Origin of the sequence: Burkholderia cenocepacia (assembly GCF_014211915.1) — a bacterium.
GTDB classification, from domain to species: Bacteria; Pseudomonadota; Gammaproteobacteria; order Burkholderiales; family Burkholderiaceae; genus Burkholderia; species Burkholderia orbicola.
In genome coordinates this window covers 3,301,248-3,321,886 of the sequence record NZ_CP060039.1, presented here as the reverse complement: position 1 = coordinate 3,321,886, position 20,639 = coordinate 3,301,248, and the positions used below count along the sequence as shown (strand labels likewise).

Sequence of the window (20,639 nt, the reverse complement as noted above, 5' to 3'; positions counted from 1 at the left end):
CAGCGTCGGGGAATGGGCGGTGGGATGCCGCAAAGCAGAAGATTATAAACGTTCGGGCGGGCCGACGGCCGAGAAGGCGGGAAACGCGAGGGCGAATGGTAAAATTCGCGGATGAAAAAACTCGTGATCCTGATTTCCGGTCGCGGCAGCAACATGGAGGCCATCGTCCGCGCGTGCGCGCAGGAACGCTGGCCGGCCGAGATTGCCGCCGTGATCGCCAACCGGCCCGATGCGGCCGGACTGGCTTTTGCCGCGTCGCACGGGGTGGCGACGGCGGTGGTCGACCACCGGTCGTTCGACGGCCGCGACAGCTTCGACGCAGCGCTCGCTGCCGAAATCGACCGTTTCGCGCCCGATCTCGTCGTTCTCGCCGGCTTCATGCGCATCCTCACGCCTGCATTCGTCAGACGATACGAGGGCCGGCTGCTCAACATCCATCCGTCGCTGCTGCCGAGCTTCAAGGGCATCCACACGCACCAGCAGGCGCTGGATGCGGGCGTCGCGCTGCATGGCGCGAGCGTGCATTTCGTCATTCCCGAGCTCGACAGCGGCGCGATCGTCGCGCAGGGCGCGGTGCCGGTGCGTGCCGGCGACGACGCGGCCGCGCTCGCGCGACGCGTGCTGACGGTCGAGCACGTGCTGTATCCGCGTGCGGTGCGCTGGTTCGTCGAAGGGCGCCTGCGCCTCGAGGACGGTCGTGCAGTGGTCGCGCCCGAAGAGGCGCGCTGGATTTTCGCGGATCAACCGCAAACCGAAACGAGTGAGGGCGTATGAAGCTGCACGGATTCCTGATTGGCCAGACCGAAACCCTGCTCGCCGAGGTGCTGAAGTTCGCCGGCCCCGCCGACGCGACGACGAGCCGGTTCTTCCGTGCGCACCCGAAGCTCGGGCATGCGGAGCGCGGCGTGATCGCCGAGGCCGTGTTCGCGGTGCTGCGCCGGAAGATGGAGTTCTCGCATCTGGCCGAGAGCGGCACCGGCACGCCCGCGCGGCGCCTCACGCTGCTCGGCCTGATGCAGACGATGGGGCGCAATGCGCTGAAGCCGTTCCTGTCCGACACCGAGTCCGCGTGGCTCGAGCACGTGTCGAAGATCGATCCGACGAGCCTGCCGGTGCGCATTCGCACGAACCTGCCCGACTGGATTCACCAGGCGCTGTCGGAGCGTTTCGACGCCGAGGAACTCGCGCAGCTCGCCGCTGCGCTGAACTACCCGGCGCCGCTCGACCTGCGTGCCAACGCGCAGAAGGCGAGCCGTGACCAGGTGATCGAAGCGCTGCGGGTGAGCGGCATCGAAGCGGGCGCGACGCCGTTCGCGCCGTTCGGCGTGCGCGTGGTCGGCAAGCCGGCGCTGACGCGCCTGAAGCTGTTCGAGGAAGGCGCGATCGAGGTGCAGGACGAAGGTAGCCAGCTGCTGTGCTCGCTGGTCGCGCCGCGCCGCGGCGAGATGGTCGTCGATTTCTGTGCGGGCGCGGGTGGCAAGACGCTTGCACTCGGTGCGATGATGCGCTCGACCGGGCGCCTCTATGCGTTCGACATCTCGGAGAAGCGTCTCGCGAAGCTGAAGCCGCGCCTTGCGCGCAGCGGGCTGTCGAACGTGAACCCGGTGCTGATCGACAGCGAGCACGACGCGAAGATCAAGCGGCTCGCCGGCAAGATCGACCGCGTGCTGGTGGACGCGCCGTGCAGCGGCCTCGGCACGCTGCGCCGCAATCCGGACCTGAAGTGGCGCCAGACGCGCACGGCGATCGACGAACTGACGCCGAAGCAGGCGTCGATCCTCGCGAGCGCCGCGCGACTCGTGAAAAAGGGCGGCCGGCTCGTCTACGCGACCTGCAGCGTGCTCGACGCCGAGAACGAGCGCATCGTCGAACAGTTCCTGGCCGATCATCCGGAGTTCACGCTGGTGCCGGCGCAGCAGGTGCTGGCCGACCAGCGCATCGAGCTCGAGACGGGCGACTACCTGTCGCTGTGGCCGCACCGTCACGCGACCGACGGCTTCTTCGCCGCGGTGCTCGAGCGCCGCGCCGCGCAGTAACGACTGCCCGGACGGACGATGGAGAATTTGCAGAGCCGCCTGCTGTCGCACCGGCTGGAATCGGTGATTCGCGATTTCCACCAGCCGGTGATGATCTGGCAGGCGGCGATCCTCATCGGTGCGCTGTGTTTCGCGTGGGTGGCGGCGCGCTTCGTGCACGGCCGGATCGATGCACGGCGCCGGGCGGCCGGGCGTGCGCCCGGCGCGGGCGCGCAAAGCCTGAAACGTGCGTTGTTTCCGCTGTTCGGCAGCGTGTTCGTCGGCGGCGCGCAGCTCGCGTTCGACCCGTTCATGTCGACGTCGCTGCTGTCGCTCGCGCTCGTGCCGCTGTTCGGCATCGGGCTGATCTACGTGCTGTTCTTCTTCGCGCGGCGCGTGTTCGCGCGCGACGGCCACACGCACGCGTGGCTGTCGATCGTCGAGAAGATCGTGTCGACCGTCGTGTGGGCCGCGATGGTGATGACCGTGCTCGGTATCCAGCGCGACGTGCTGGGTTGGCTCGACAGCGTGCAGTTCCGGGTCGCGACCGCGCACCTCACGCTGCTGTCGGTGATCTCCGGCGCGCTGTGGGTGTGCGTGACGCTGATGGTCGCGATGTGGCTCGGCTCGGTGCTCGAGGATCGCCTGTCGCGCGCGAGCACGCTCGACGCGAATCTGAAGGTCGTGCTGTCGCGGGTCGGCCGTGCGCTGCTCGTGTTCGCGGCGATCCTGATCGGGCTGTCGCTGGTCGGCATCGACGTGACGGTGCTCGGCGTGTTCGGCGGCGCGGTGGGCGTCGGCCTCGGATTCGGGCTGCAGAAGATCGCCAGCAACTACGTGTCGGGCTTCATCATCCTGCTCGACCGCTCGCTGCGGCTCGGCGATGCGATCAGCGTCGGCGGGCTGCAGGGCGTCGTCACGCAGATCCGCACGCGCTACACGGTCGTGCGCGGCCTCGACGGCAACGAGACGCTGATCCCGAACGAGAAGCTGATCACCGACGTCGTGCAGAACCAGTCGTCATACCTGACGCGCGGCTACGCGAAAGTCGCGGTGCAGGTCGCGTACACGAGCGACGTCGAGCAGGCACTCGCGTTGCTCGCCGACGCCGCGACGGACGTGCCGCGCGTGCTGGCCGAGCCGGCGCCGACGCCGTACCTCGTGGGGTTCGGCGCGGACGGCATCGATCTGGAGCTCGGTTTCTGGATCGAGGATTCGGCGAAAGGGACATCGGGCGTGCGCTCGAGCGTGAACCGCAACATCTGGCGGCTGTTCAGCGAGCACGGGATCTCGATTCCGTTTCCGCAGCGCGAAGTGCGCGTGGTCGGGCTGCCGGACGGCTTTCCCGCGGCGGCGGGCGTGGCGGCCGGGCTCGATCCGGCGCTTGCCAATGGTGCGCTGGACGGGCGCGCGCCGGCGGCGTAGCGGCCACGGGCGGTCAATCGTACCGATTCCGCGGTCGAAACCGGATCGCGGGCCTTTCCCAGTCCGGACATGGACCGCGCGGATTGCGTCAGGGCAAGAAAATATTCATTTTTTACAAAGACTTGGAACGGTTGAAGTAAAATTCTGGTCTACACGCGGTATGCTTTCATTCTTCTGACGCCGGTGCGGCGTCGCTCTCATCACAGGTAACTGCCTTGTTGAATTCCCTGCTCGATTTTCTTTCCCACGGGCTCCTGCGTTTTTCGTGGTGGCAGGTCGCGTTGTTCGCGCTCGCCGTCACGCACGTCACGATCATCGGCGTGACCGTCTACCTGCACCGCTGCCAGGCGCACCGCGCGCTGGAGCTGCATCCGATCGCGAGCCACTTCTTCCGTTTCTGGCTGTGGATGACCACCGGCATGCTGACTGGCCAGTGGGCCGCGATTCACCGCAAGCACCACGCGAAGTGCGAGACCGAGGAAGATCCGCACAGCCCGCAGACGCGCGGCATCTGGAAGGTGTTCCTCGAGGGCGCCGAGCTGTATCGCGCGGAAGCGAAGAACGAAGAGACGATGCGCAAGTTCAGCCACGGCACGCCGAATGACTGGCTCGAGCGCAACGTCTACTCGAAGTACCCGATTCTCGGCATCAGCATGATGATGGTGATCGACGTCGCGCTGTTCGGCGTGCTCGGCCTGACCGTGTGGGCCGTGCAGATGGTGTGGATCCCGTTTTGGGCGGCGGGCGTCGTCAACGGCTTCGGTCACTTCTGGGGCTATCGCAACTTCAACTCGGCCGACGCGAGCACGAACCTGTTCCCGTGGGGCATCGTGATCGGCGGCGAAGAGCTGCACAACAACCATCACACGTTCGCGACGTCGGCGAAGCTGTCGAACAAGTGGTACGAGTTCGACATCGGCTGGATGTACATCCGCATCATGTCGGCATTCGGTCTCGCGAAGGTGAAGAAGGTCGCGCCGACGCCGCGCCTGAACAAGCCGAAGACGGTGCTCGACCAGGAAACGCTGCAGGCCGTGCTGTCGAACCGCTACGAAGTGATGGCGCGTTACGGCAAGGCCGTGAAGCGTGCGTACCGCCAGGAGCTCGCGCACCTGAAGGAACTCGGTTCGAGCGAGAAGTACCAGTTGATGCGCGGCGCGCGCAAGTGGTTCCACAAGGACGCCGACGGCCTCGACGAGCCGCAGAAGAAGCTGCTGCCGGAAATCTTCGCGAACAGCCAGAAGCTGCATACGTACTTCCAGCTGCGCCAGGATCTCGCCGCGATCTGGGATCGTTCGACCGCGTCGCGCGAACAGCTTCTCGCGCAATTGCAGGATTGGTGCCACCGCGCAGAACAAAGCGGCATCAAGGCGCTGCAGGAATTCGCGACACGCCTGCGTCGCTACGCCTGATTCGAAATCGATTAGAATCTCAGGACGTCACAAACCCCGCGTTGGCGGGGTTTTTTCATTTGGGCCGCCGGTTTTTGACGGATCGGCAGCACCGGGATTGGTATGAGGCTTGGGGCCGGTGTAAGTGTTGAAGCATTCACTCCGGCCGACTGCTATGCATGGGACCCAAGTAAGCGCTGAAGCGCTAACTTGGGTCGACAGGAGATATGGAGATGCAATCGACGATCAAACCCGTCGAGTACGACCGGCCCGTCGCAGCAGGGACCGTGTGCGGCGTCGGACAGGCATGGGCCAAGGTGCCCGACGCGCCGTCCGCCGAGGAGCGCGCTGCGCTGAAGGCACGCATCAAGGCGCTGCTCGCCCGTGAAAAGGCCGTGCTCGTCGCCCACTACTACGTGGATGCCGAACTGCAGGAACTGGCCGACGAAACGGGCGGCTGCGTGGCCGATTCGCTCGAAATGGCCCGCTTCGGCCGCGATCACGACGCTCAGACACTGGTCGTTGCCGGCGTGCGCTTCATGGGCGAAACCGCGAAGATCCTGAGCCCGAACAAACGGATCCTGATGCCCGATCTCGACGCGACCTGTTCGCTCGACCTCGGCTGCCCGGTCGACGAATTCTCGGCGTTCTGCGATGCGCATCCGGACCGTACCGTCGTCGTCTACGCGAACACCAGCGCGGCCGTGAAGGCGCGCGCGGACTGGATGGTCACGTCGTCGATCGGTCTCGAGATCGTGGCGGACCTGCATGCACGCGGCGAAAAGATCATCTGGGCGCCGGACCGTCATCTCGGCAGCTATATCCAGAAGAAGACCGGCGCGGACATGCTGCTGTGGCAGGGCTCGTGTCTCGTCCACGACGAATTCAAGGGCATCGAGCTCGACCTGCTGCGCGCCGAATATCCGGACGCGAAGGTGCTCGTCCACCCCGAGTCGCCGGAAAACGTCGTCGCGCAGGCCGATGTCGTCGGTTCGACCACGCAATTGATCGACGCGGCCGTCAAGTTCGATGCGAAGCGTTTCATCGTCGCGACGGATCTCGGCATCCTGCACAAGATGCAGCTGGCCGCGCCCGGCAAGACCTTCATTGCCGCGCCGACGGCCGGCAACAGCGCGACCTGCAAGAGCTGCGCGCACTGCCCGTGGATGGCGATGAACGGCCTCGCGAACCTCGCCGACGTGCTCGAACGCGGTCACAACGAGATCTTCGTCGATCCCGCGATCGGCGAGCGTGCGCGTTTGCCGATCGACCGGATGCTCGAATTCGCGGCCGCGCACAAGAAGCGTGTGCAGGCGAGCGGCGATCTGCAGCGCGACCAGTCGCTGTTCGCGAACGTGGGGGCGGCATGAGCAACGCCGTATCCCCGCTGTTCGAAGCCGTCCGCGCCCAGTACGGCGCGGCATTCGGCGAAGCGATCGCGCGCAACGTGGCCGACGCGATCGCCGAAGACGTCGGCACCGGCGACCAGACCGGGCGGCTCGTGCCGGCCGGCGAGCGCCGCCGCGCGCGGATCATCGTGCGCGAGGAAGCCGTGCTGTGCGGTGTACCGTGGTTCGAGGGCGTGATCGCCCGGATCGATCCGTCGATCGTCGTGCAATGGCGCTATCGCGAAGGCGACCGGATGACGGCTGATTCGACCGTCTGCGAACTCGAAGGGCCCGCTCGTGCGCTGCTGACGGCCGAGCGCAACGGGCTGAACTTCCTGCAACTGCTGTCGGGTGTCGCGACGGCGACGCGCCGTTACGTCGAGCGCGTCGAAGGCACGCGCGCGAAGATCCTCGATACGCGCAAGACGCTGCCGGGGCTGCGGCTCGCGCAGAAGTACGCAGTGCGCGTGGGCGGCGGCGAGAACCAGCGGCTCGCGCTGTACGACGGCATCCTGATCAAGGAGAACCACATCGCGGCGGCAGGCGGTGTCGGCGAGGCGCTCGATGCGGCGTTCGCGCTGGAGTCAGGTGTGCCGGTGCAGATCGAAGTCGAGACGCTCGCGCAGCTCGACACGGCGCTCGCGCATCGCGCGCAGTCGGTGCTGCTCGACAACTTCACGCTCGACATGATGCGCGAAGCGGTGCGCGTGGCGGAGGGCAAGGCCGTGCTCGAAGTCTCCGGCGGCGTCAATTTCGATACGGTGCGTGCGTTCGCGGAGACGGGCGTCGATCGGATCTCGATCGGCGCGCTGACGAAGGACGTGCGGGCGACCGACTATTCGATGCGAATCGTCGACTGACCGAACGTCATCCGATCAGACAAAAAGCCGTTGGCGCGCAAACGCCAACGGCTTTTTTCTTGTGCTGCGGCCGCCGCCGGGCAGGGCGGCGCGCCGCTCAGCGGCGCACGCGCGGCGTGAGCACGCTCGGCAACGCCTTCGGCAGCGTATGCGGCCAGTCGCGGCTGTAGTGCAACCCGCGGCTTTCGCGGCGGGAGTGCGCACTCTTGACGATCAGCGTGGCCACGTCGACCAGGTTGCGCAGTTCGAGCAGATCGCGTGTCACGCGGAAGTTCGCGTAGTACTCGTGGATTTCGTCGCGCAGCAGCGACAGGCGATGTTTCGCGCGTTCGAGGCGCTTGTCGGTGCGCACGATGCCGACATAGTTCCACATCAGGCGGCGCAGTTCGTCCCAGTTGTGTGCGACGACGACTTCCTCGTCCGCATCCGACACACGGCTTTCGTCCCACGCGGGCAGCGTGGCCGGCGTGTCGGCGTCGAAGCCGGCCGCCTCGATCGCCTCGGCTGCCGCGCGGCCGATCACGAGACATTCGAGCAGCGAGTTGCTCGCGAGCCGGTTCGCGCCGTGCAGCCCCGTGTACGACGTTTCGCCGACCGCATACAGGCCGGCGAGATCGGTGCGCCCTGCGAGATCGGTGACGACGCCGCCGCACGTATAGTGCGCGGCCGGCACGACGGGAATCGGCTGTTTCGCGATGTCGATGCCGAATTCGAGGCAGCGCGCATGAATCATCGGGAAGTGTTCGCGCAGGAACGCTTCCGGCTGATGGCTGATGTCGAGATACACGCAGTCGATCCCGCGCTTCTTGATCTCGAAGTCGATCGCGCGCGCGACGATGTCGCGCGGCGCGAGCTCCGCGCGCGGATCGTGCGAGGGCATGAAGCGGGTGCCGTCGGGCAGCTTCAGCAGGCCGCCTTCGCCGCGCACGGCCTCCGAAATCAGGAACGACTTCGCATACGGATGGAACAGGCAGGTCGGGTGGAACTGGATGAATTCCATGTTCGACACGCGGCAGCCCGCCCGCCATGCCATCGCGATGCCGTCGCCGGTCGCGGTGTCGGGGTTCGTCGTGTACAGGTAGACCTTGCCGGCGCCGCCGGTGGCGAGCACGGTGTGCGGCGCCTCGATCGTGATCGTGCGGTCGTTGTCGACGTCGAGCGCATACAGGCCGTGACAGCGGCGGCCGGGCAGGCCGAGCCGGTCGGACGTGATCAGGTCGATCGCATGGTGGTTTTCGAAGAACGTGATGTTCGGATGCTGGCGCGCCCGCTCCGACAGCGTCGCGAGCACCGCATGGCCGGTCGCATCGGCCGCATGGATGATCCGCCGGTGGCTGTGGCCGCCTTCGCGCGTCAGGTGAAAGCCGAGTTCGGCCGCGTCGTCCTTCGTGAACGGGACGCCTTGCGAGATCAGCCATTCGATGGCTTCGCGGCCGTGCTCGACGATGTAGCGCGTCGCGCCTTCGTCGCACAGGCCGCCACCGGCGACCAGCGTGTCGTCGACGTGGTTCTCGATGCTGTCCGCCGAGTCGAGGACCGCCGCGATGCCGCCCTGAGCGTTATCGCTCGCCCCCTCCATCATCGAACGTTTCGCGATCAGTGCGACACGTCGCGTGCTGGCCAGGTTGAGTGCGACCGACAGCCCTGCCAGGCCGCTGCCGACGATCGCCACGTCGAATTTCATGCTGCATCTCCATCGTTACGCTTTTGATCTTGTGCGTTCCGGCGACCGTGGCCGCGGAAGGGGAGAGCATACCGCGTCGGGCTCGAGCGTGCGCGCAAAACACGCGCAAAACAAAAAGCCCCGCATGTGCGGGGCTTTTCGGTCGCCGTCAGGCTGGCAGAAACCGGAGATTACTTGATCTTGGTTTCTTTGTATTCCACATGCTTGCGGACGACGGGATCGAACTTCTTGATCGCCATCTTTTCCGGCATGTTGCGCTTGTTCTTCGTGGTCGTGTAGAAGTGACCCGTACCAGCGGTCGACTCAAGCTTGATCTTGTCGCGGGCGCCTTTTGCCATGATTGTGCTCCTTGGGCTTAGGCTTCGCCGCGTGCGCGCAGGTCAGCGAGCACGGAATCGATGCCGTTCTTGTCGATCAGGCGCAGGCCGGCGTTCGAGACGCGCAGGCGCACCCAGCGGTTTTCGCTCTCAACCCAGAACCGGCGGTTTTGCAGGTTCGGGAGGAAGCGGCGCTTCGTCTTGTTGTTGGCGTGGGAAACGTTGTTGCCGCTCATCGGCGCTTTCCCAGTTACTTGGCATACGCGTGCCATGAGAGCACTCCTAATACGCTAAATTCGGGGTTCGATCGCCGGTGAAGGTTCCATCGCACTGCCACGTGATCCATGGCTGCACTCAGAACGCCGTAGCCCTTACAGACAAGGCCCTTCGATGGCTAGAACTGGTTGGAAAAAAGACAGACGACGATTCTAGCAGAAAAAGTTCAGAAAAATCAAACCTAATTTCGCTTCGTCGTTGCGGCGCCCTGGGATGGGCCGCCGCGCCACAGTCTACAGCCAACCGGCCCGCGCGAACGAGAAAGTATCGCTGACGCCGACGACGACATGATCGAGCAACCGCACGTCGACGAGTTCGAGCGCGTCCTTCAGCACGCGGGTCAGGCGGCGGTCTTCCGCGCTCGGCTGCACCGCGCCCGACGGATGGTTGTGCGCGACGATCAGCGCCGCGGCGTTGTGTTTCATCGCGCGGCGCACGATCTCGCGCGGATAGACGGCCATGCGCGTGAGCGAGCCGCGCGCGATTTCCTCCATGTCGATCAGGCGATTGCGCGCGTCCAGATAGACCGCGATGAACACTTCGTACTGGCGCGTGCCGATCTTCAGTCGCAAACAATCCTCGACGGCACCCGGCGAGTCGATCTGCATCCGTTCTTCCGCCTTCTCCACCAGCATGCGCCGCGCGATCTCGGTGACCGCGACGAGCCGCGCGGAGCGTGCGGGGCCGATGCCGGGGTGCGCCTCGAAATCGTCGGCGGTCGCTTCGAGCAGCCCGTGCAGCGTGCCGAACTGATCGACCAGTGCGCGGGCGGTGACGAATACATCGTGACCGGGCTTGCCGGTGCCGAGCAGCAGCGCGATCAGCTCGTCGTCGGTCAGCGCGGCCGGCCCGCGTTCCAGCAACCGTTCGCGCGGCCGCTCGGGCCGCCAGTCGCCCGGACGGCGCCTGCGCCGGTTGATCGGGATGACGCGGCCGGGCGGATCGGCCGGCGTATCAGGGGTGTCGCGGCATTCGGCCGACGGCAGGATGGGGCAGGGAGACAGCATGGTCGGAACTCCATTGGCGGCGGGCGGCGTGCGCAACGTCGTCGCACTTTCCGCCTTGCACGCTCAGGTGACTTACAATATTGGCTTTGCGCCGGGCCATTCGGCCGTAGCGGGCGCCGACTGAACGAGTAATTCATGAGCCTCATCGATCTATCCGAAGTGAAGCCCGGTTCCCACGTCACGTTGCATTACCGGCTGGCACTGGCCGACGGCGCCGACATCGTCAACACCTTCTCGGACAAGCCGGCCACGCTGTTGCTGGGCGCGGGGCAACTGGCGCCGTCGCTGGAACAGATTCTGCTCGGGCTCAGGGTCGGCGACCATTCGACTTTTCAGCTAGCCCCCGATCAGGGGTTCGGCCCCCGCAATCCGGACATGCTCCAGCGCGTGACGCTGTCGACGCTGCGCGAGAACGGGATGGTCGGCGACGATTTCACGCCGGGCGAACTCATCGAGTTCAATGCGCCGGATGGCGGTCGCTACGCGGGGGTGCTGAAGGAAGTCAGCGAGACTTCCGCGCTGTTCGACTTCAATCATCCGCTCGCGGGCCAGGCGCTCACGTTCGAAGTGAAAATCATCGGAATCCTGTAATCATGAGTACCACCGATACGCTGTCCGGGCAGACCGTCGCCGCCGACGCCGAAATCCTGCTGGCCCAGCCGCGCGGTTTCTGCGCGGGCGTCGACCGCGCGATCGAGATCGTCGAGCGCGCCATCGCGATGCACGGTGCGCCGATCTACGTGCGTCACGAAATCGTCCACAACAAGTACGTGGTCGAGGATCTGAAGAAGAAGGGCGCGATCTTCGTCGAGGAGCTCGAGGAAGTGCCGGCCGGCAACACCGTGATCTTCAGTGCGCACGGCGTGTCGAAAGCCGTGCGCGACGAGGCCGACGTGCGCGGGCTGCGCATTTACGACGCAACCTGTCCGCTCGTCACGAAGGTGCACGTCGAAGTGGCGAAAATGCGCCAGGACGGTGTCGACATCGTCATGATCGGGCACAAGGGCCATCCCGAAGTCGAAGGCACGATGGGCCAGGTGGAGCGCGGCATGCACCTCGTCGAAAGCGTCGAGGACGTGCAGAAGCTCGAGCTCGCCGATCCCGAACGCATCGCGCTCGTCACGCAGACGACGCTGTCCGTCGACGACGCGGCCGAGATCATCGGCGCGCTGAAGGCGAAGTATCCGAAGATCCGCGAGCCGAAGAAGCAGGACATCTGCTACGCGACGCAGAACCGCCAGGACGCGGTGAAGTTCATGGCGCCGCAATGCGACGTCGTGATCGTGGTCGGTAGTCCGAACAGCTCGAACTCGAGCCGGCTGCGCGAAGTGGCCGAAAAGCGCGGCGTGGCCGCGTACATGGTCGATGCACCGGACCAGATCGATCCGGCATGGGTTGCCGGCAAGCGCCGCATCGGCGTGACGGCCGGCGCGTCGGCGCCCGAGGTGCTCGCCCAGGCCGTGATCGCGCGGCTGCGCGAACTCGGCGTGCGCAACGTCCGCGCACTCGACGGCATCGAGGAAAACGTGTCGTTTCCGCTGCCGCGCGGGTTGAACCTGCCGCCCGCCGCCTGATTGCCGCATCGCACTCCGCGGAACACCGAAGCGCGCCCTCCCGGCGCGCTTTTTTTGTGCCTCGAAATTCAAATCGCAACCATTATTCCCGGTCATGGTGCAACCCGGTTGCTCCGGCTGCGCCCAATCGTGTCTCAAAATTGGTTGCAATGCAGGAAAACCCCATCGAATCAGGAATATTGGCGTCCTATAAATGGAGTTACAATGCGCCCGTTTTCAAGCCGGAATGGCTTTGAAATCGGGATTTGGCAAGGCGCGGGAGACCATTCAATGCATGTGAAGTTGGCTTACGCCGTGTCCGTCGCCGCGCCGGTTGCAATGCTTGCCGGCTGCAGCAAAAAGAGCGACGGCGAGGCGGGCAGGGAGGCCGCGGGGGGCGCGGCACCATCGGCCGGCGACGTGCGCGTCGCCGGAGCCGGACGTGCGGCGCCATCGGCGCGCCGTATCGCGCAACTGGGCAGGGACAAGGAAAACGGGGCACGTTTGACGAGTTTGACGATCGAGGAAATCCACGTGCCCGGCCCGACGACCGGGCCGGCAGCGGGTATGCCGGCTGCGTCGCGGTCAGCCGCCGATCGACGGATGCCGGACGCTCACGGCCAGGCCGGCAGCGTGCCGAGGCCACTGTCCCCCCTTCAATTCGATTCGACGAAACAGCGCGCCGCCGCGACCGACCGTGTCGCGACGCGCAGTCTGGTTCGTACGATGGATTCCGATGCAGTCCTGACGAAAGTCGGGAGCGGCTGTCGCAACGCCCTCGCCGGCGACGCGACGCGGAATCCGATCCGTCCTGGCGCGATGCTTGCATGGCACTGGACGGGCCAAGGCACGGATGCCGGGAAACCGGACGACGGCCGTCTCGGCATGCAGCCCCACGACTTCAAGGAGGCCACGAACACCGTCCTCGATGTCGTGACGATTTAGCGACGGGACTCATGACGGCACCGGAACAGTGCGGTGCCGTTTTTGTATCCGCTCCGGCGGCAGGTCCGGCCGTACAGGCCGGGCGGCGCGCGCCGGAACGATCCACCCTTACCGGTATCGACTAGTACCCGCAGTGTCGCCGAGAAGGCGCGATTCCTCGCTTACCCGCGGGGCGCAACGTCCTCCGGCAGCACGGGCCAAGGAGCTTTAAATGGATATTTTCGTCCAGCAGGTTCTCAACGGGCTGGTGCTCGGCAGTGTGTACGCCATCATCGCGTTGGGATACACGATGGTGTACGGCATTCTCGGCATCATCAACTTCGCGCACGGCGACGTGCTGATGATCGGCGCGATGGTCGCGCTGTCGGCCATCACCGTGCTGCAGAACCACTTTCCCGGACTCGGCAACGTCGCGACGCTGACGATCGGCCTGGGCATCGCCGCGGTCGTCTGTGCGTTCGTCGGCTTCACCATCGAACGCGTCGCATACCGGCCGCTGCGCCGCGCGCCGCGTCTCGCCCCGCTGATCACCGCGATCGGCGTGTCGATCCTGCTGCAGACCGCTGCGATGATCATCTGGTCGCGCAACCCGCTGCCGTTCCCGCAGTTGCTGCCGACCGACCCGATCAACGTGATCAAGGCCACCGACACGACCCCCGGCGCCGTGATCTCGGTCACTGAAATCGTGATCATCGCGGTCGCGTTCATCGTGATGGGCGGCCTGCTGCTGCTCGTGCACAAGACCAAGCTCGGCCGCGCGATGCGCGCGATCGCCGAAAGCCCGAACACGGCGAGCCTGATGGGCGTGAATCCGAACTTCGTGATCTCCGCGACGTTCATGATCGGCTCCGCACTCGCCGCGCTGGCCGGCGTGATGATCGCGTCCGAATACGGCAACGTGCACTTCTACATGGGCTTCATCCCCGGCATGAAGGCGTTCACCGCGGCGGTGCTCGGCGGGATCGGCAACCTGGGCGGCGCGATGGTCGGCGGCGTGCTGCTCGGCCTGATCGAGCAGCTCGGGGCCGGCTACATCGGCAACCTCACGGGCGGCGTATTCGGCAGTAACTACCAGGACGTGTTCGCCTTCGTCGTGCTGATCATCGTGCTGGTGTTCCGCCCGTCGGGCCTGCTGGGCGAACGGGTCGCGGACCGCGCGTAACGGAAGGGGAGCAAACAACATGACATCCATTCAACCGATCGAATCGTCGACGTCGCTGGTCGAAGAGCGCAATACCGCCAAGACCGTCGTCATCGGCATCCTGACCGCCGCGTTCGTGATCGCCGCGCCGATCATCATCGGCTCGGCCGGCGGCAACTACTGGGTCCGCGTGCTCGACTTCGCGATGCTGTACGTGATGCTCGCGCTGGGCCTGAACGTGGTGGTCGGCTTTGCCGGCCTGCTCGACCTCGGCTACATCGCGTTCTACGCGGTGGGCGCCTACACGGCGGCGCTCCTGAGCTCGCCGCACCTGACCTCGCAGTTCGAGTGGATCGCGGCGCTCGCGCCGAACGGGCTGCACGTGCCGTTCCTGCTGATCGTGCCGATCGCGATGGCGCTGGCGGCGACCTTCGGGATCCTGCTCGGCGCGCCGACGCTGCGCCTGCGCGGCGACTACCTGGCGATCGTCACGCTCGGCTTCGGTGAAATCGTCCGGATCTTTATGAACAACCTCGACCGTCCGGTGAACATCACCAACGGCCCGAAGGGGATCACGGGCATCGATCCGGTGCACGTCGGCGGCTTCAACCTGTCGCAGACGCATACGCTGTTCGGCTTCCAGCTGCCGTCGGTGTACATGTACTACTACCTGTTCGTGCTCTGCTCGCTGCTGGTGATCTGGGTGTGTACGCGTCTGCAGCACTCGCGTATCGGCCGCGCGTGGGCCGCGATCCGCGAAGACGAGATCGCCGCGAAGGCGATGGGCATCAACACCCGTAACGTGAAGCTGCTCGCGTTCGCGATGGGCGCGTCGTTCGGCGGCCTGTCGGGCTCGATGTTCGGTGCGTTCCAGGGCTTCGTGTCGCCCGAGTCGTTCACGTTCTGGGAATCGATCGTCGTGCTCGCCTGCGTGGTGCTCGGCGGCATGGGCCACATCCCGGGCGTGATCCTGGGCGCGGTGCTGCTCGCGATCTTCCCGGAATTCCTGCGCTCGACGATGAGCCCGCTGCAGCACGCGCTGTTCGGTCATGACATCGTCGACACCGAAGTGATCCGTCAGGCGCTGTACGGCCTCGCGATGGTGATCATCATGCTGTACCGCTCGGAAGGCCTGTGGCCCGCGCCGAAGCATGAGGACAAGATCGCGAAACTGGCGAAGCGCAACAGCAAGAAGCCGGTGCGCGCTTAACCTACGGACAAGGGGATACACACATGAGCGACAAGCAAATCCGACTGTCCGTCTCGGGCGTGAACAAGCGCTTCGGCGGGCTGCAGGCGCTGTCCGACGTCGGCCTGCAGATCCGCGAAGGCGAGATCTACGGTCTGATCGGCCCGAACGGCGCCGGCAAGACGACGTTCTTCAACGTGATCACGGGCCTCTACACGCCCGACTCCGGCGACTTCAAGCTGGACGGCACGAACTACACGCCGACGGCCGTGCACCAGGTGGCCAAGGCTGGCATCGCGCGCACGTTCCAGAACATCCGCCTGTTCGGCGGGATGACGGCGCTCGAGAACGTGATGGTGGGCCGCCACGTGCGCACCAAGCACGGGCTGCTCGGCGCGGTGTTCCAGACGCCGGCCGAACGCCAGGAAGAGCGCGAGATCAAGGAACGCGCGATCGAGCTGCTCGAATACGTCGGCGTGCTGCAGTACGCGGACTACACGTCGCGCAACCTGTCGTACGGCCACCAGCGTCGGCTGGAAATCGCCCGGGCCCTCGCGACCGACCCGAAGCTGCTCGCGCTCGACGAGCCGGCAGCCGGGATGAACGCGACCGAGAAGGTCGAACTCACGCGCCTGCTCGACAAGATCCGCTCGGACGGCCGCACGATTCTCCTGATCGAGCACGACGTGAAGCTCGTGATGGGGCTGTGCAACCGGATGACGGTGCTCGATTACGGCAAGGTGATCGCCGAAGGTCTGCCGCAGGACGTGCAGAAGAATCCGAAGGTGATTGAGGCATATCTCGGCGCAGGGGTGCACTGATGGCAGCGGCAATGTTGAAAATCAAGGGCTTGCAGGTCAACTACGGCGGCATTCAGGCCGTCAAGGGCGTTGACATGGAAGTCCGTCAGGGCGAGCTCGTGACGCTGATCGGTGCGAACGGCGCCGGCAAGACCACGACGATGAAGGCGATCACCGGCCTGAAGCCGTACTCGGCGGGCGACATCGAGTATGAAGGCAAGTCGATCAAGGGCATCCCGTCGCACGAGCTGCTCAAGCGCGGCCTCGCGATGGTGCCGGAAGGCCGCGGGATCTTCGCGCGCATGTCGATCATCGAGAACATGCAGATGGGCGCGTACCTGCGCAACGACAACGAGCAGATCAAGAAGGACGTCGACCGGATGTTCGGCTTCTTCCCGCGCCTGAAGGAACGCGCGACGCAGCTCGCGGGCACGCTGTCGGGCGGCGAGCAGCAGATGCTGGCGATGTCGCGCGCGATCCTGTCCAAGCCGAAGCTGCTGCTGCTCGACGAACCGTCGATGGGGCTGTCGCCGATCATGGTCGAGAAGATCTTCGAAGTGGTGCGCGAGATCTCGAAGGAAGGCATCACGGTGCTGCTGGTCGAGCAGAACGCACGCCTTGCGCTGCAGGCAGCCGACCGCGGCTACGTGATGGATTCGGGCACGGTCACGATGGAAGGCGACGCGAAGCAGATGCTCGACGATCCGAAGGTGCGTGCCGCGTATCTGGGCGAGTAAGTGATGGAGTGAGCGGGCCCGGTTGCGCAGGTCGCATCCGGGCTGTCGAAAAGCCGTCACGGCAGAAACCGTGACGGCTTTTTTTCGTCTTGGTCGATCGCGTCGAACTCTGCGCGCAAACGCCACTCCATTCGACTGTTGGGTCGTGCACGCGGCTGGCCGTCGGCAAACCGACACACGGGCCGCGTAGCATCGATGACCCATCGGGACACGGAGAACACGCATGAGTCTGGACTACGGTTTCGTGAAGGCGAAGGTGACGTCGGTGGCGAGGCTGAAGGGCTCGCCGCACGGCCGCGAGATCCAGTATCACGTTCACCTGACGCTGGCGCTGCCGGCGGGCGACTGGGACGTCGCGATCAACGTCGGCACCAGCGACGCGGACGATTTGCTCAACTACAAGCTCGTCTACGATTTCCACCATCCGGTCACGGCGACGCTCGCCGCCGCGGCCGAGGGCTATACCGATCTGACGGGGCAGGCCGCGCTGCCCGCGCTCGACTACCTGCGCAGCGACATCCTGAACGAGACGGGCGCGTGGCGCGCGAGCGCGGTGATGGACGGCACCGAGCATCCGGAGCCGATCCCGTCGCTGCTGCGGCTCGTGAACGCCGCGCAGTCGCAGGGCCTCGACGTCGTCGTGTTCGGCCGCACCTATGCGCAAGGCAACGGCATCCACGACACGCACATGAACCAGGGCTCGACGGGCCCGAACTACCTGCATCGCGCGGGTGACGACCACAACGACCACAACGACGTCTGGCAGGACGGCGCGCTGCTCGTGCGCGTGAGCGGCACGCAATGGGCCGCGTATTTCGCGGCGTTCGAGCAGCAGGCCGTGCCGACCGACGCGCTCGGCAATCCGCTGCCGGGCGCGGGGCCGATCACGCGCTGAGCCGTACTGCTACGAGCGGCCGTGTTACGCGGCCGACAGCGTCTTGCCGAACGAGATGCGTTCCTCGACGCGATAGCCGAGCGCCGCATAGAAGCGGCATGCGTCATCGTTGCCGGGCAGCACCTGCAGGTTGATCTTCAGGCAGCCGAGCGCGGCGAGCGCGCGTTCCGCATGCGCGATCAGTGCGCGGCCGATGCCGAGCCGGCGCGCATCGTTTGCGACGCCGAACGAGTAGAGCCAGCCGCGATGTCCGTCGAAACCGGCCATCAGCGTGCCGACGACGCGCGCGCCGCTGGTCGCGACGAAGAACAGTTCCGGCTGCGTCGCGAGCTTCAGTTCGATCGATCGCAGCGGATCGCGGTGCGGCGGCGCACCGGCCTCGTCGTACTGCGGGAACGCGTCGCGCCATACCGCGAGCACGGCATCGGTGTCGGCGCGTTCGAACGGGCGGATAGCGACAGCATCGGCGGCGGCATCCATCGCGACGGTCTCCTTACAGCGTGTCGAGGATCGACCGCAGCATCGCCATCATCTGGTCGATTTCTTCGGTCGTCACGTTCAGGGCAGGCATGAAGCGCAGCAGGTTCGGCCGTGCGGCGTTCAGCAGCAGGCCGTCGGGCTGCATGTCGCGCGCCTTCTCGACGATCTGCGGGCCGATGTCCTTGCCGAGCAGCAGCGCGCGCAGCAGGCCTTCGCCGCGTTCGCCCTCGAAGCCGCGCTCCTCCGACAGTTCGAGCAGCTTGCGCTTCAGATACTCGCTGCGCGCACGCACGCCTTCGAGGAAGCCGGGTGCGACGAGCTGCGAGATCACCGAATAGCCGACCGCCGTCATCAGCGGGTTGCCGTTGTACGTACCGCCCTGGTCGCCGGCCTCGAACACCGCGACGTCGGCTTTCGACAGCAGCGCGCCGAGCGGTGCGCCGCCGCCGATGCCCTTCGCGAGCGTCATGACGTCCGGCTCGATGCCGGACAGCTCGTACGCGAACAGCGTGCCCGCGCGGCCGCAACCGCTTTGCACTTCGTCGACGATCAGCAGCAGGTTGTGCTGCTTCGTCAGCGCGCGCAGTGCCTGCATGAATTCACGCGTGGCCGGGATCACGCCGCCTTCGCCCTGGATCGGTTCGAGCATCACCGCGACGGTCTTGTCGGTGATCAGCTTCTCGACCGACTCGATGTTGTTCAGCTCGGCCTTCGGGAAGCCCGGCACCTGCGGCGCGTAGATCGTGTCCCAGCCCGGCTTGCCGCTGGCCGACATCGTCGCGAGCGTGCGGCCGTGGAAGCTGTGGTCGAACGTGATGATCTCGTATGCGCCGTTCTTGAACTTGCGGCCCCACTTGCGCGCGAGCTTGATCGCGCCTTCGTTCGCCTCGGCGCCGCTGTTCGTGAAGAACACCTTGTCGAACACGCTGTGCTGCGTGAGCAGACCCGCGAGCTTCGCCATCGGTTCGTTGTAGAACGCCGGCGACGGGTTCAGCAGCTTTTCGGCCTGCGTCTTCAGCGCTTCGACGATACCGTCGTTGCAGTGGCCCAGGCTGTTGACGGCCCAGCCCTGGATGAAGTCCAGATAGCGCTTGCCCGTGTGATCGTAGAGCCACGAACCCTTGCCGTGCGTAAACACGATGTCGGGGCGGTTCGTGATGTACATCAGCGAGTCGATCGGATAATCGTTCAGGGGCATGGCAGCAGACTCCAGCGGGCGTTGAAAGGGAAACGGGCAATAAAAAAGCCACGGAAGGCCGTGGCTGGTGGGTCGAACAGCTTGTGCGTAACCGGTGAAGCGGAGGAGGGTTACGCGCGAGTCCGTGACGAGCCGGCGGCATCCGGGCGGAGCGGCGAGCGGCGACGTCGGAGAGCGGACAGGAAGCGGTTCATGTGCGCAAGCATAAGGCATCCCGCGCCCCACTGTAAACCGCCGCGATGCCACGGATGTGACACGGCGGCGCGCAGCGGGGGCGCGGCGCGCCCGGTGCTCAGACCGGATGCGCGAGATCGGCGGCGCTCGTGAACGAGTCCGCGTAGAACTCGTCGGCCGGCAGCGCGTGGTGCTGCGTGAAGTCGCGCTGCGCGGATTCGACCATCACCGGCGCGCCGCACGCGTACACCTGGTGGCCCGACAGATCGGGCAGATCCTCGATCACCGCGCGATGGACGAAGCCGGTGCGGCCCGTCCACTGGTCGGCGTCGTCCGGCTCGGAGAGCACCGGTACGTACTTGAAGTTCGGGATCTCGCGCGCCCACTGCTCGGCGAGCTCCGCGAGGTAGATGTCCTTCTTGCGGCGCGCGCCCCAGTAGAGCGTCATCGGGCGGGTGATGCCCGAATGCTTCACGTGCTCGATGATCGCCTTGATCGGCGCGAAGCCGGTGCCCGACGCGAGCAGCACGATCGGCTTGTCGGAATCCTCGCGCAGGAAGAACGTGCCGAGCGGGCCTTCGAAGCGCAGGATGTCGCGCTCCTTCATCGCGCCGAACACGTGGTCGGTGAACTTGCCGCCCGGCATGTGGCGGATGTGCAGCTCGATCGGGCCTTCCTCGTGCGGCGCGTTCGCCATCGAGTAGCTGCGGCGCGAGCCGTCCTTCAGGATGAATTCGACGTACTGGCCCGCGAGGTACTGCAGGCGCTCGTTCGCGGGCAACTGCAGCTTCACGACCATCACGTCGTCGGCCTTGCGTTCGAGCGCGGCGATCCGGCACGGCAGCTTCTTGACCTGCACGCCGTCGACGCCGGCGATCTCGCGCACGTCGATCTCGAGGTCGCATTGCGCCTTCGAGCAGCACAGCAGCGCGAGGCCGCGCGTGCGTTCGTCGTTGGACAGCGCCGACGCGGCGTGCGGGCCCTGTTCGATCTGGCCCGATACGATCTGGCCCTTGCAGGAGCCGCACGCGCCGTTCTTGCAGCCGTACGGCAGATGGACGTTCTGGCGCAGCGCGGCCGCCAGCACGGTTTCGTCCGACTCGACCTGGAATTGCCGGCCGCTTTGCTTGAGAGTGACGTTGAATGCCATAGAACCAAACTAGA

At 65.7% G+C, this 20,639-nt stretch carries 21 protein-coding genes; 14 read left to right on the top strand and 7 right to left on the bottom strand.

The annotated features are described in order from the left end of the window. The first annotated feature begins 111 nt into the window (after positions 1-111). The 6 genes from purN (at position 112) to nadC (ending at position 7,079) form a co-directional block, all read left to right on the top strand. Positions 112-774 (top strand): phosphoribosylglycinamide formyltransferase, encoded by a 663-nt coding sequence (purN, locus tag SY91_RS15730; protein ID WP_006478038.1) that lies wholly within the window; start codon positions 112-114, stop codon positions 772-774. Then, positions 771-2,036 carry an RsmB/NOP family class I SAM-dependent RNA methyltransferase gene (locus SY91_RS15725; RefSeq protein ID WP_023477034.1) on the top strand — a complete coding sequence of 422 codons (1,266 nt, stop codon included), beginning with the start codon at positions 771-773 and terminating at the stop codon, positions 2,034-2,036. Before purN ends, SY91_RS15725 begins: the two co-directional genes overlap by 4 nt. Positions 2,037-2,054: 18 nt before the next feature. Continuing rightward, positions 2,055-3,440 carry a mechanosensitive ion channel family protein gene (locus SY91_RS15720; RefSeq protein WP_023477033.1) on the top strand — a complete coding sequence of 462 codons (1,386 nt, stop codon included), beginning with the start codon at positions 2,055-2,057 and terminating at the stop codon, positions 3,438-3,440. 215 nt (positions 3,441-3,655) lie between these two features. Then, positions 3,656-4,852, top strand: a complete 1,197-nt coding sequence (locus SY91_RS15715; protein ID WP_006478042.1) for an acyl-CoA desaturase — start codon at positions 3,656-3,658, stop codon at positions 4,850-4,852. A 212-nt stretch (positions 4,853-5,064) separates the two neighbouring features. Beyond that, complete coding sequence (gene nadA, locus SY91_RS15710) at positions 5,065-6,201, top strand: quinolinate synthase NadA (protein WP_023477032.1); 1,137 nt, start codon at positions 5,065-5,067, stop codon at positions 6,199-6,201. Continuing rightward, on the top strand, positions 6,198-7,079 hold the full coding sequence (gene nadC / locus SY91_RS15705; protein ID WP_023477031.1) for a carboxylating nicotinate-nucleotide diphosphorylase: 882 nt from the start codon (positions 6,198-6,200) through the stop codon (positions 7,077-7,079). The genes nadA and nadC overlap by 4 nt, the downstream gene beginning before the upstream one ends. A 97-nt stretch (positions 7,080-7,176) precedes the next feature. On the opposite strand, the gene nadB is transcribed toward nadC, so the two are convergent. The 4 genes from nadB to radC form a co-directional block, all read right to left on the bottom strand. Next, the gene (nadB, locus tag SY91_RS15700) at positions 7,177-8,763 is read right to left on the bottom strand and encodes an L-aspartate oxidase (protein ID WP_011546008.1); all 1,587 of its coding nucleotides are present in this window, start codon (positions 8,761-8,763) and stop codon (positions 7,177-7,179) included. A 170-nt stretch (positions 8,764-8,933) separates the two neighbouring features. Beyond that, a complete protein-coding gene (rpmG, locus tag SY91_RS15695) occupies positions 8,934-9,101 on the bottom strand; it encodes a 50S ribosomal protein L33 (protein WP_006478046.1) in 168 nt (55 codons plus the stop codon). A gap of 17 nt (positions 9,102-9,118) precedes the next feature. Next, positions 9,119-9,352, bottom strand: a complete 234-nt coding sequence (gene rpmB / locus SY91_RS15690; RefSeq protein WP_004186391.1) for a 50S ribosomal protein L28 — start codon at positions 9,350-9,352, stop codon at positions 9,119-9,121. Positions 9,353-9,589: 237 nt separating this feature from the next. After that, positions 9,590-10,363, bottom strand: coding sequence for a RadC family protein (gene radC, locus SY91_RS15685; RefSeq protein WP_006478048.1), 774 nt, complete (start codon positions 10,361-10,363; stop codon positions 9,590-9,592). 135 nt (positions 10,364-10,498) lie between these two features. Here radC and SY91_RS15680 point away from each other — a divergent pair, with 135 nt between their 5' ends. The 8 genes from SY91_RS15680 (at position 10,499) to SY91_RS15645 (ending at position 17,623) form a co-directional block, all read left to right on the top strand. Next, a complete protein-coding gene (locus tag SY91_RS15680) occupies positions 10,499-10,954 on the top strand; it encodes a peptidylprolyl isomerase (protein ID WP_006488950.1) in 456 nt (151 codons plus the stop codon). 2 nt (positions 10,955-10,956) lie between these two features. Next, complete coding sequence (gene ispH, locus SY91_RS15675) at positions 10,957-11,937, top strand: 4-hydroxy-3-methylbut-2-enyl diphosphate reductase (protein WP_006488968.1); 981 nt, start codon at positions 10,957-10,959, stop codon at positions 11,935-11,937. 270 nt (positions 11,938-12,207) lie between these two features. Then, positions 12,208-12,861, top strand: coding sequence for a hypothetical protein (locus SY91_RS15670; protein ID WP_034174439.1), 654 nt, complete (start codon positions 12,208-12,210; stop codon positions 12,859-12,861). A gap of 211 nt (positions 12,862-13,072) precedes the next feature. Then, positions 13,073-14,023 carry a branched-chain amino acid ABC transporter permease gene (locus SY91_RS15665; RefSeq protein ID WP_006478051.1) on the top strand — a complete coding sequence of 317 codons (951 nt, stop codon included), beginning with the start codon at positions 13,073-13,075 and terminating at the stop codon, positions 14,021-14,023. 19 nt (positions 14,024-14,042) lie between these two features. Continuing rightward, a complete protein-coding gene (locus SY91_RS15660; RefSeq protein WP_006478052.1) occupies positions 14,043-15,212 on the top strand; it encodes an ABC transporter permease subunit in 1,170 nt (389 codons plus the stop codon). Between the two features lie 23 nt (positions 15,213-15,235). After that, a complete protein-coding gene (locus SY91_RS15655; protein WP_006478053.1) occupies positions 15,236-16,012 on the top strand; it encodes an ABC transporter ATP-binding protein in 777 nt (258 codons plus the stop codon). After that, positions 16,012-16,728, top strand: coding sequence for an ABC transporter ATP-binding protein (locus SY91_RS15650; RefSeq protein WP_006478054.1), 717 nt, complete (start codon positions 16,012-16,014; stop codon positions 16,726-16,728). The genes SY91_RS15655 and SY91_RS15650 overlap by 1 nt, the downstream gene beginning before the upstream one ends. A 223-nt stretch (positions 16,729-16,951) precedes the next feature. Then, positions 16,952-17,623, top strand: a complete 672-nt coding sequence (locus SY91_RS15645; protein WP_023477028.1) for a DUF2278 family protein — start codon at positions 16,952-16,954, stop codon at positions 17,621-17,623. Positions 17,624-17,647: 24 nt separating this feature from the next. Here SY91_RS15645 and SY91_RS15640 read toward each other — a convergent pair whose 3' ends face one another. The 3 genes from SY91_RS15640 to SY91_RS15630 form a co-directional block, all read right to left on the bottom strand. Next, entirely contained in the window at positions 17,648-18,103 is a 456-nt protein-coding gene (locus SY91_RS15640; protein WP_023477027.1) for a GNAT family acetyltransferase, read from the bottom strand. 13 nt (positions 18,104-18,116) lie between these two features. After that, on the bottom strand, positions 18,117-19,301 hold the full coding sequence (locus SY91_RS15635; RefSeq protein ID WP_023477026.1) for an acetylornithine transaminase: 1,185 nt from the start codon (positions 19,299-19,301) through the stop codon (positions 18,117-18,119). A gap of 292 nt (positions 19,302-19,593) precedes the next feature. Next, entirely contained in the window at positions 19,594-20,625 is a 1,032-nt protein-coding gene (locus SY91_RS15630; RefSeq protein WP_006478058.1) for a CDP-6-deoxy-delta-3,4-glucoseen reductase, read from the bottom strand. Between the last annotated feature and the right edge of the window lie 14 nt (positions 20,626-20,639).

What these genes read in the sequence shown, in the direction of transcription:
- rpmG (WP_006478046.1), bottom strand. Translation starts at nt 9,101, where the DNA reads ATGGCAAAAGGCGCCCGCGACAAGATCAAGCTTGAGTCGACCGCTGGT.
- rpmB (WP_004186391.1), bottom strand. Translation starts at nt 9,352, where the DNA reads ATGGCACGCGTATGCCAAGTAACTGGGAAAGCGCCGATGAGCGGCAAC.
- SY91_RS15645 (WP_023477028.1), top strand. Translation starts at nt 16,952, where the DNA reads ATGAGTCTGGACTACGGTTTCGTGAAGGCGAAGGTGACGTCGGTGGCG.
- radC (WP_006478048.1), bottom strand. Translation starts at nt 10,363, where the DNA reads ATGCTGTCTCCCTGCCCCATCCTGCCGTCGGCCGAATGCCGCGACACC.
- SY91_RS15660 (WP_006478052.1), top strand. Translation starts at nt 14,043, where the DNA reads ATGACATCCATTCAACCGATCGAATCGTCGACGTCGCTGGTCGAAGAG.
- nadB (WP_011546008.1), bottom strand. Translation starts at nt 8,763, where the DNA reads ATGAAATTCGACGTGGCGATCGTCGGCAGCGGCCTGGCAGGGCTGTCG.
- SY91_RS15680 (WP_006488950.1), top strand. Translation starts at nt 10,499, where the DNA reads ATGAGCCTCATCGATCTATCCGAAGTGAAGCCCGGTTCCCACGTCACG.
- nadA (WP_023477032.1), top strand. Translation starts at nt 5,065, where the DNA reads ATGCAATCGACGATCAAACCCGTCGAGTACGACCGGCCCGTCGCAGCA.
- SY91_RS15725 (WP_023477034.1), top strand. Translation starts at nt 771, where the DNA reads ATGAAGCTGCACGGATTCCTGATTGGCCAGACCGAAACCCTGCTCGCC.
- SY91_RS15650 (WP_006478054.1), top strand. Translation starts at nt 16,012, where the DNA reads ATGGCAGCGGCAATGTTGAAAATCAAGGGCTTGCAGGTCAACTACGGC.
- SY91_RS15655 (WP_006478053.1), top strand. Translation starts at nt 15,236, where the DNA reads ATGAGCGACAAGCAAATCCGACTGTCCGTCTCGGGCGTGAACAAGCGC.
- SY91_RS15720 (WP_023477033.1), top strand. Translation starts at nt 2,055, where the DNA reads ATGGAGAATTTGCAGAGCCGCCTGCTGTCGCACCGGCTGGAATCGGTG.
- SY91_RS15630 (WP_006478058.1), bottom strand. Translation starts at nt 20,625, where the DNA reads ATGGCATTCAACGTCACTCTCAAGCAAAGCGGCCGGCAATTCCAGGTC.
- SY91_RS15640 (WP_023477027.1), bottom strand. Translation starts at nt 18,103, where the DNA reads ATGGATGCCGCCGCCGATGCTGTCGCTATCCGCCCGTTCGAACGCGCC.
- SY91_RS15670 (WP_034174439.1), top strand. Translation starts at nt 12,208, where the DNA reads ATGCATGTGAAGTTGGCTTACGCCGTGTCCGTCGCCGCGCCGGTTGCA.
- SY91_RS15635 (WP_023477026.1), bottom strand. Translation starts at nt 19,301, where the DNA reads ATGCCCCTGAACGATTATCCGATCGACTCGCTGATGTACATCACGAAC.
- ispH (WP_006488968.1), top strand. Translation starts at nt 10,957, where the DNA reads ATGAGTACCACCGATACGCTGTCCGGGCAGACCGTCGCCGCCGACGCC.
- purN (WP_006478038.1), top strand. Translation starts at nt 112, where the DNA reads ATGAAAAAACTCGTGATCCTGATTTCCGGTCGCGGCAGCAACATGGAG.
- nadC (WP_023477031.1), top strand. Translation starts at nt 6,198, where the DNA reads ATGAGCAACGCCGTATCCCCGCTGTTCGAAGCCGTCCGCGCCCAGTAC.
- SY91_RS15665 (WP_006478051.1), top strand. Translation starts at nt 13,073, where the DNA reads ATGGATATTTTCGTCCAGCAGGTTCTCAACGGGCTGGTGCTCGGCAGT.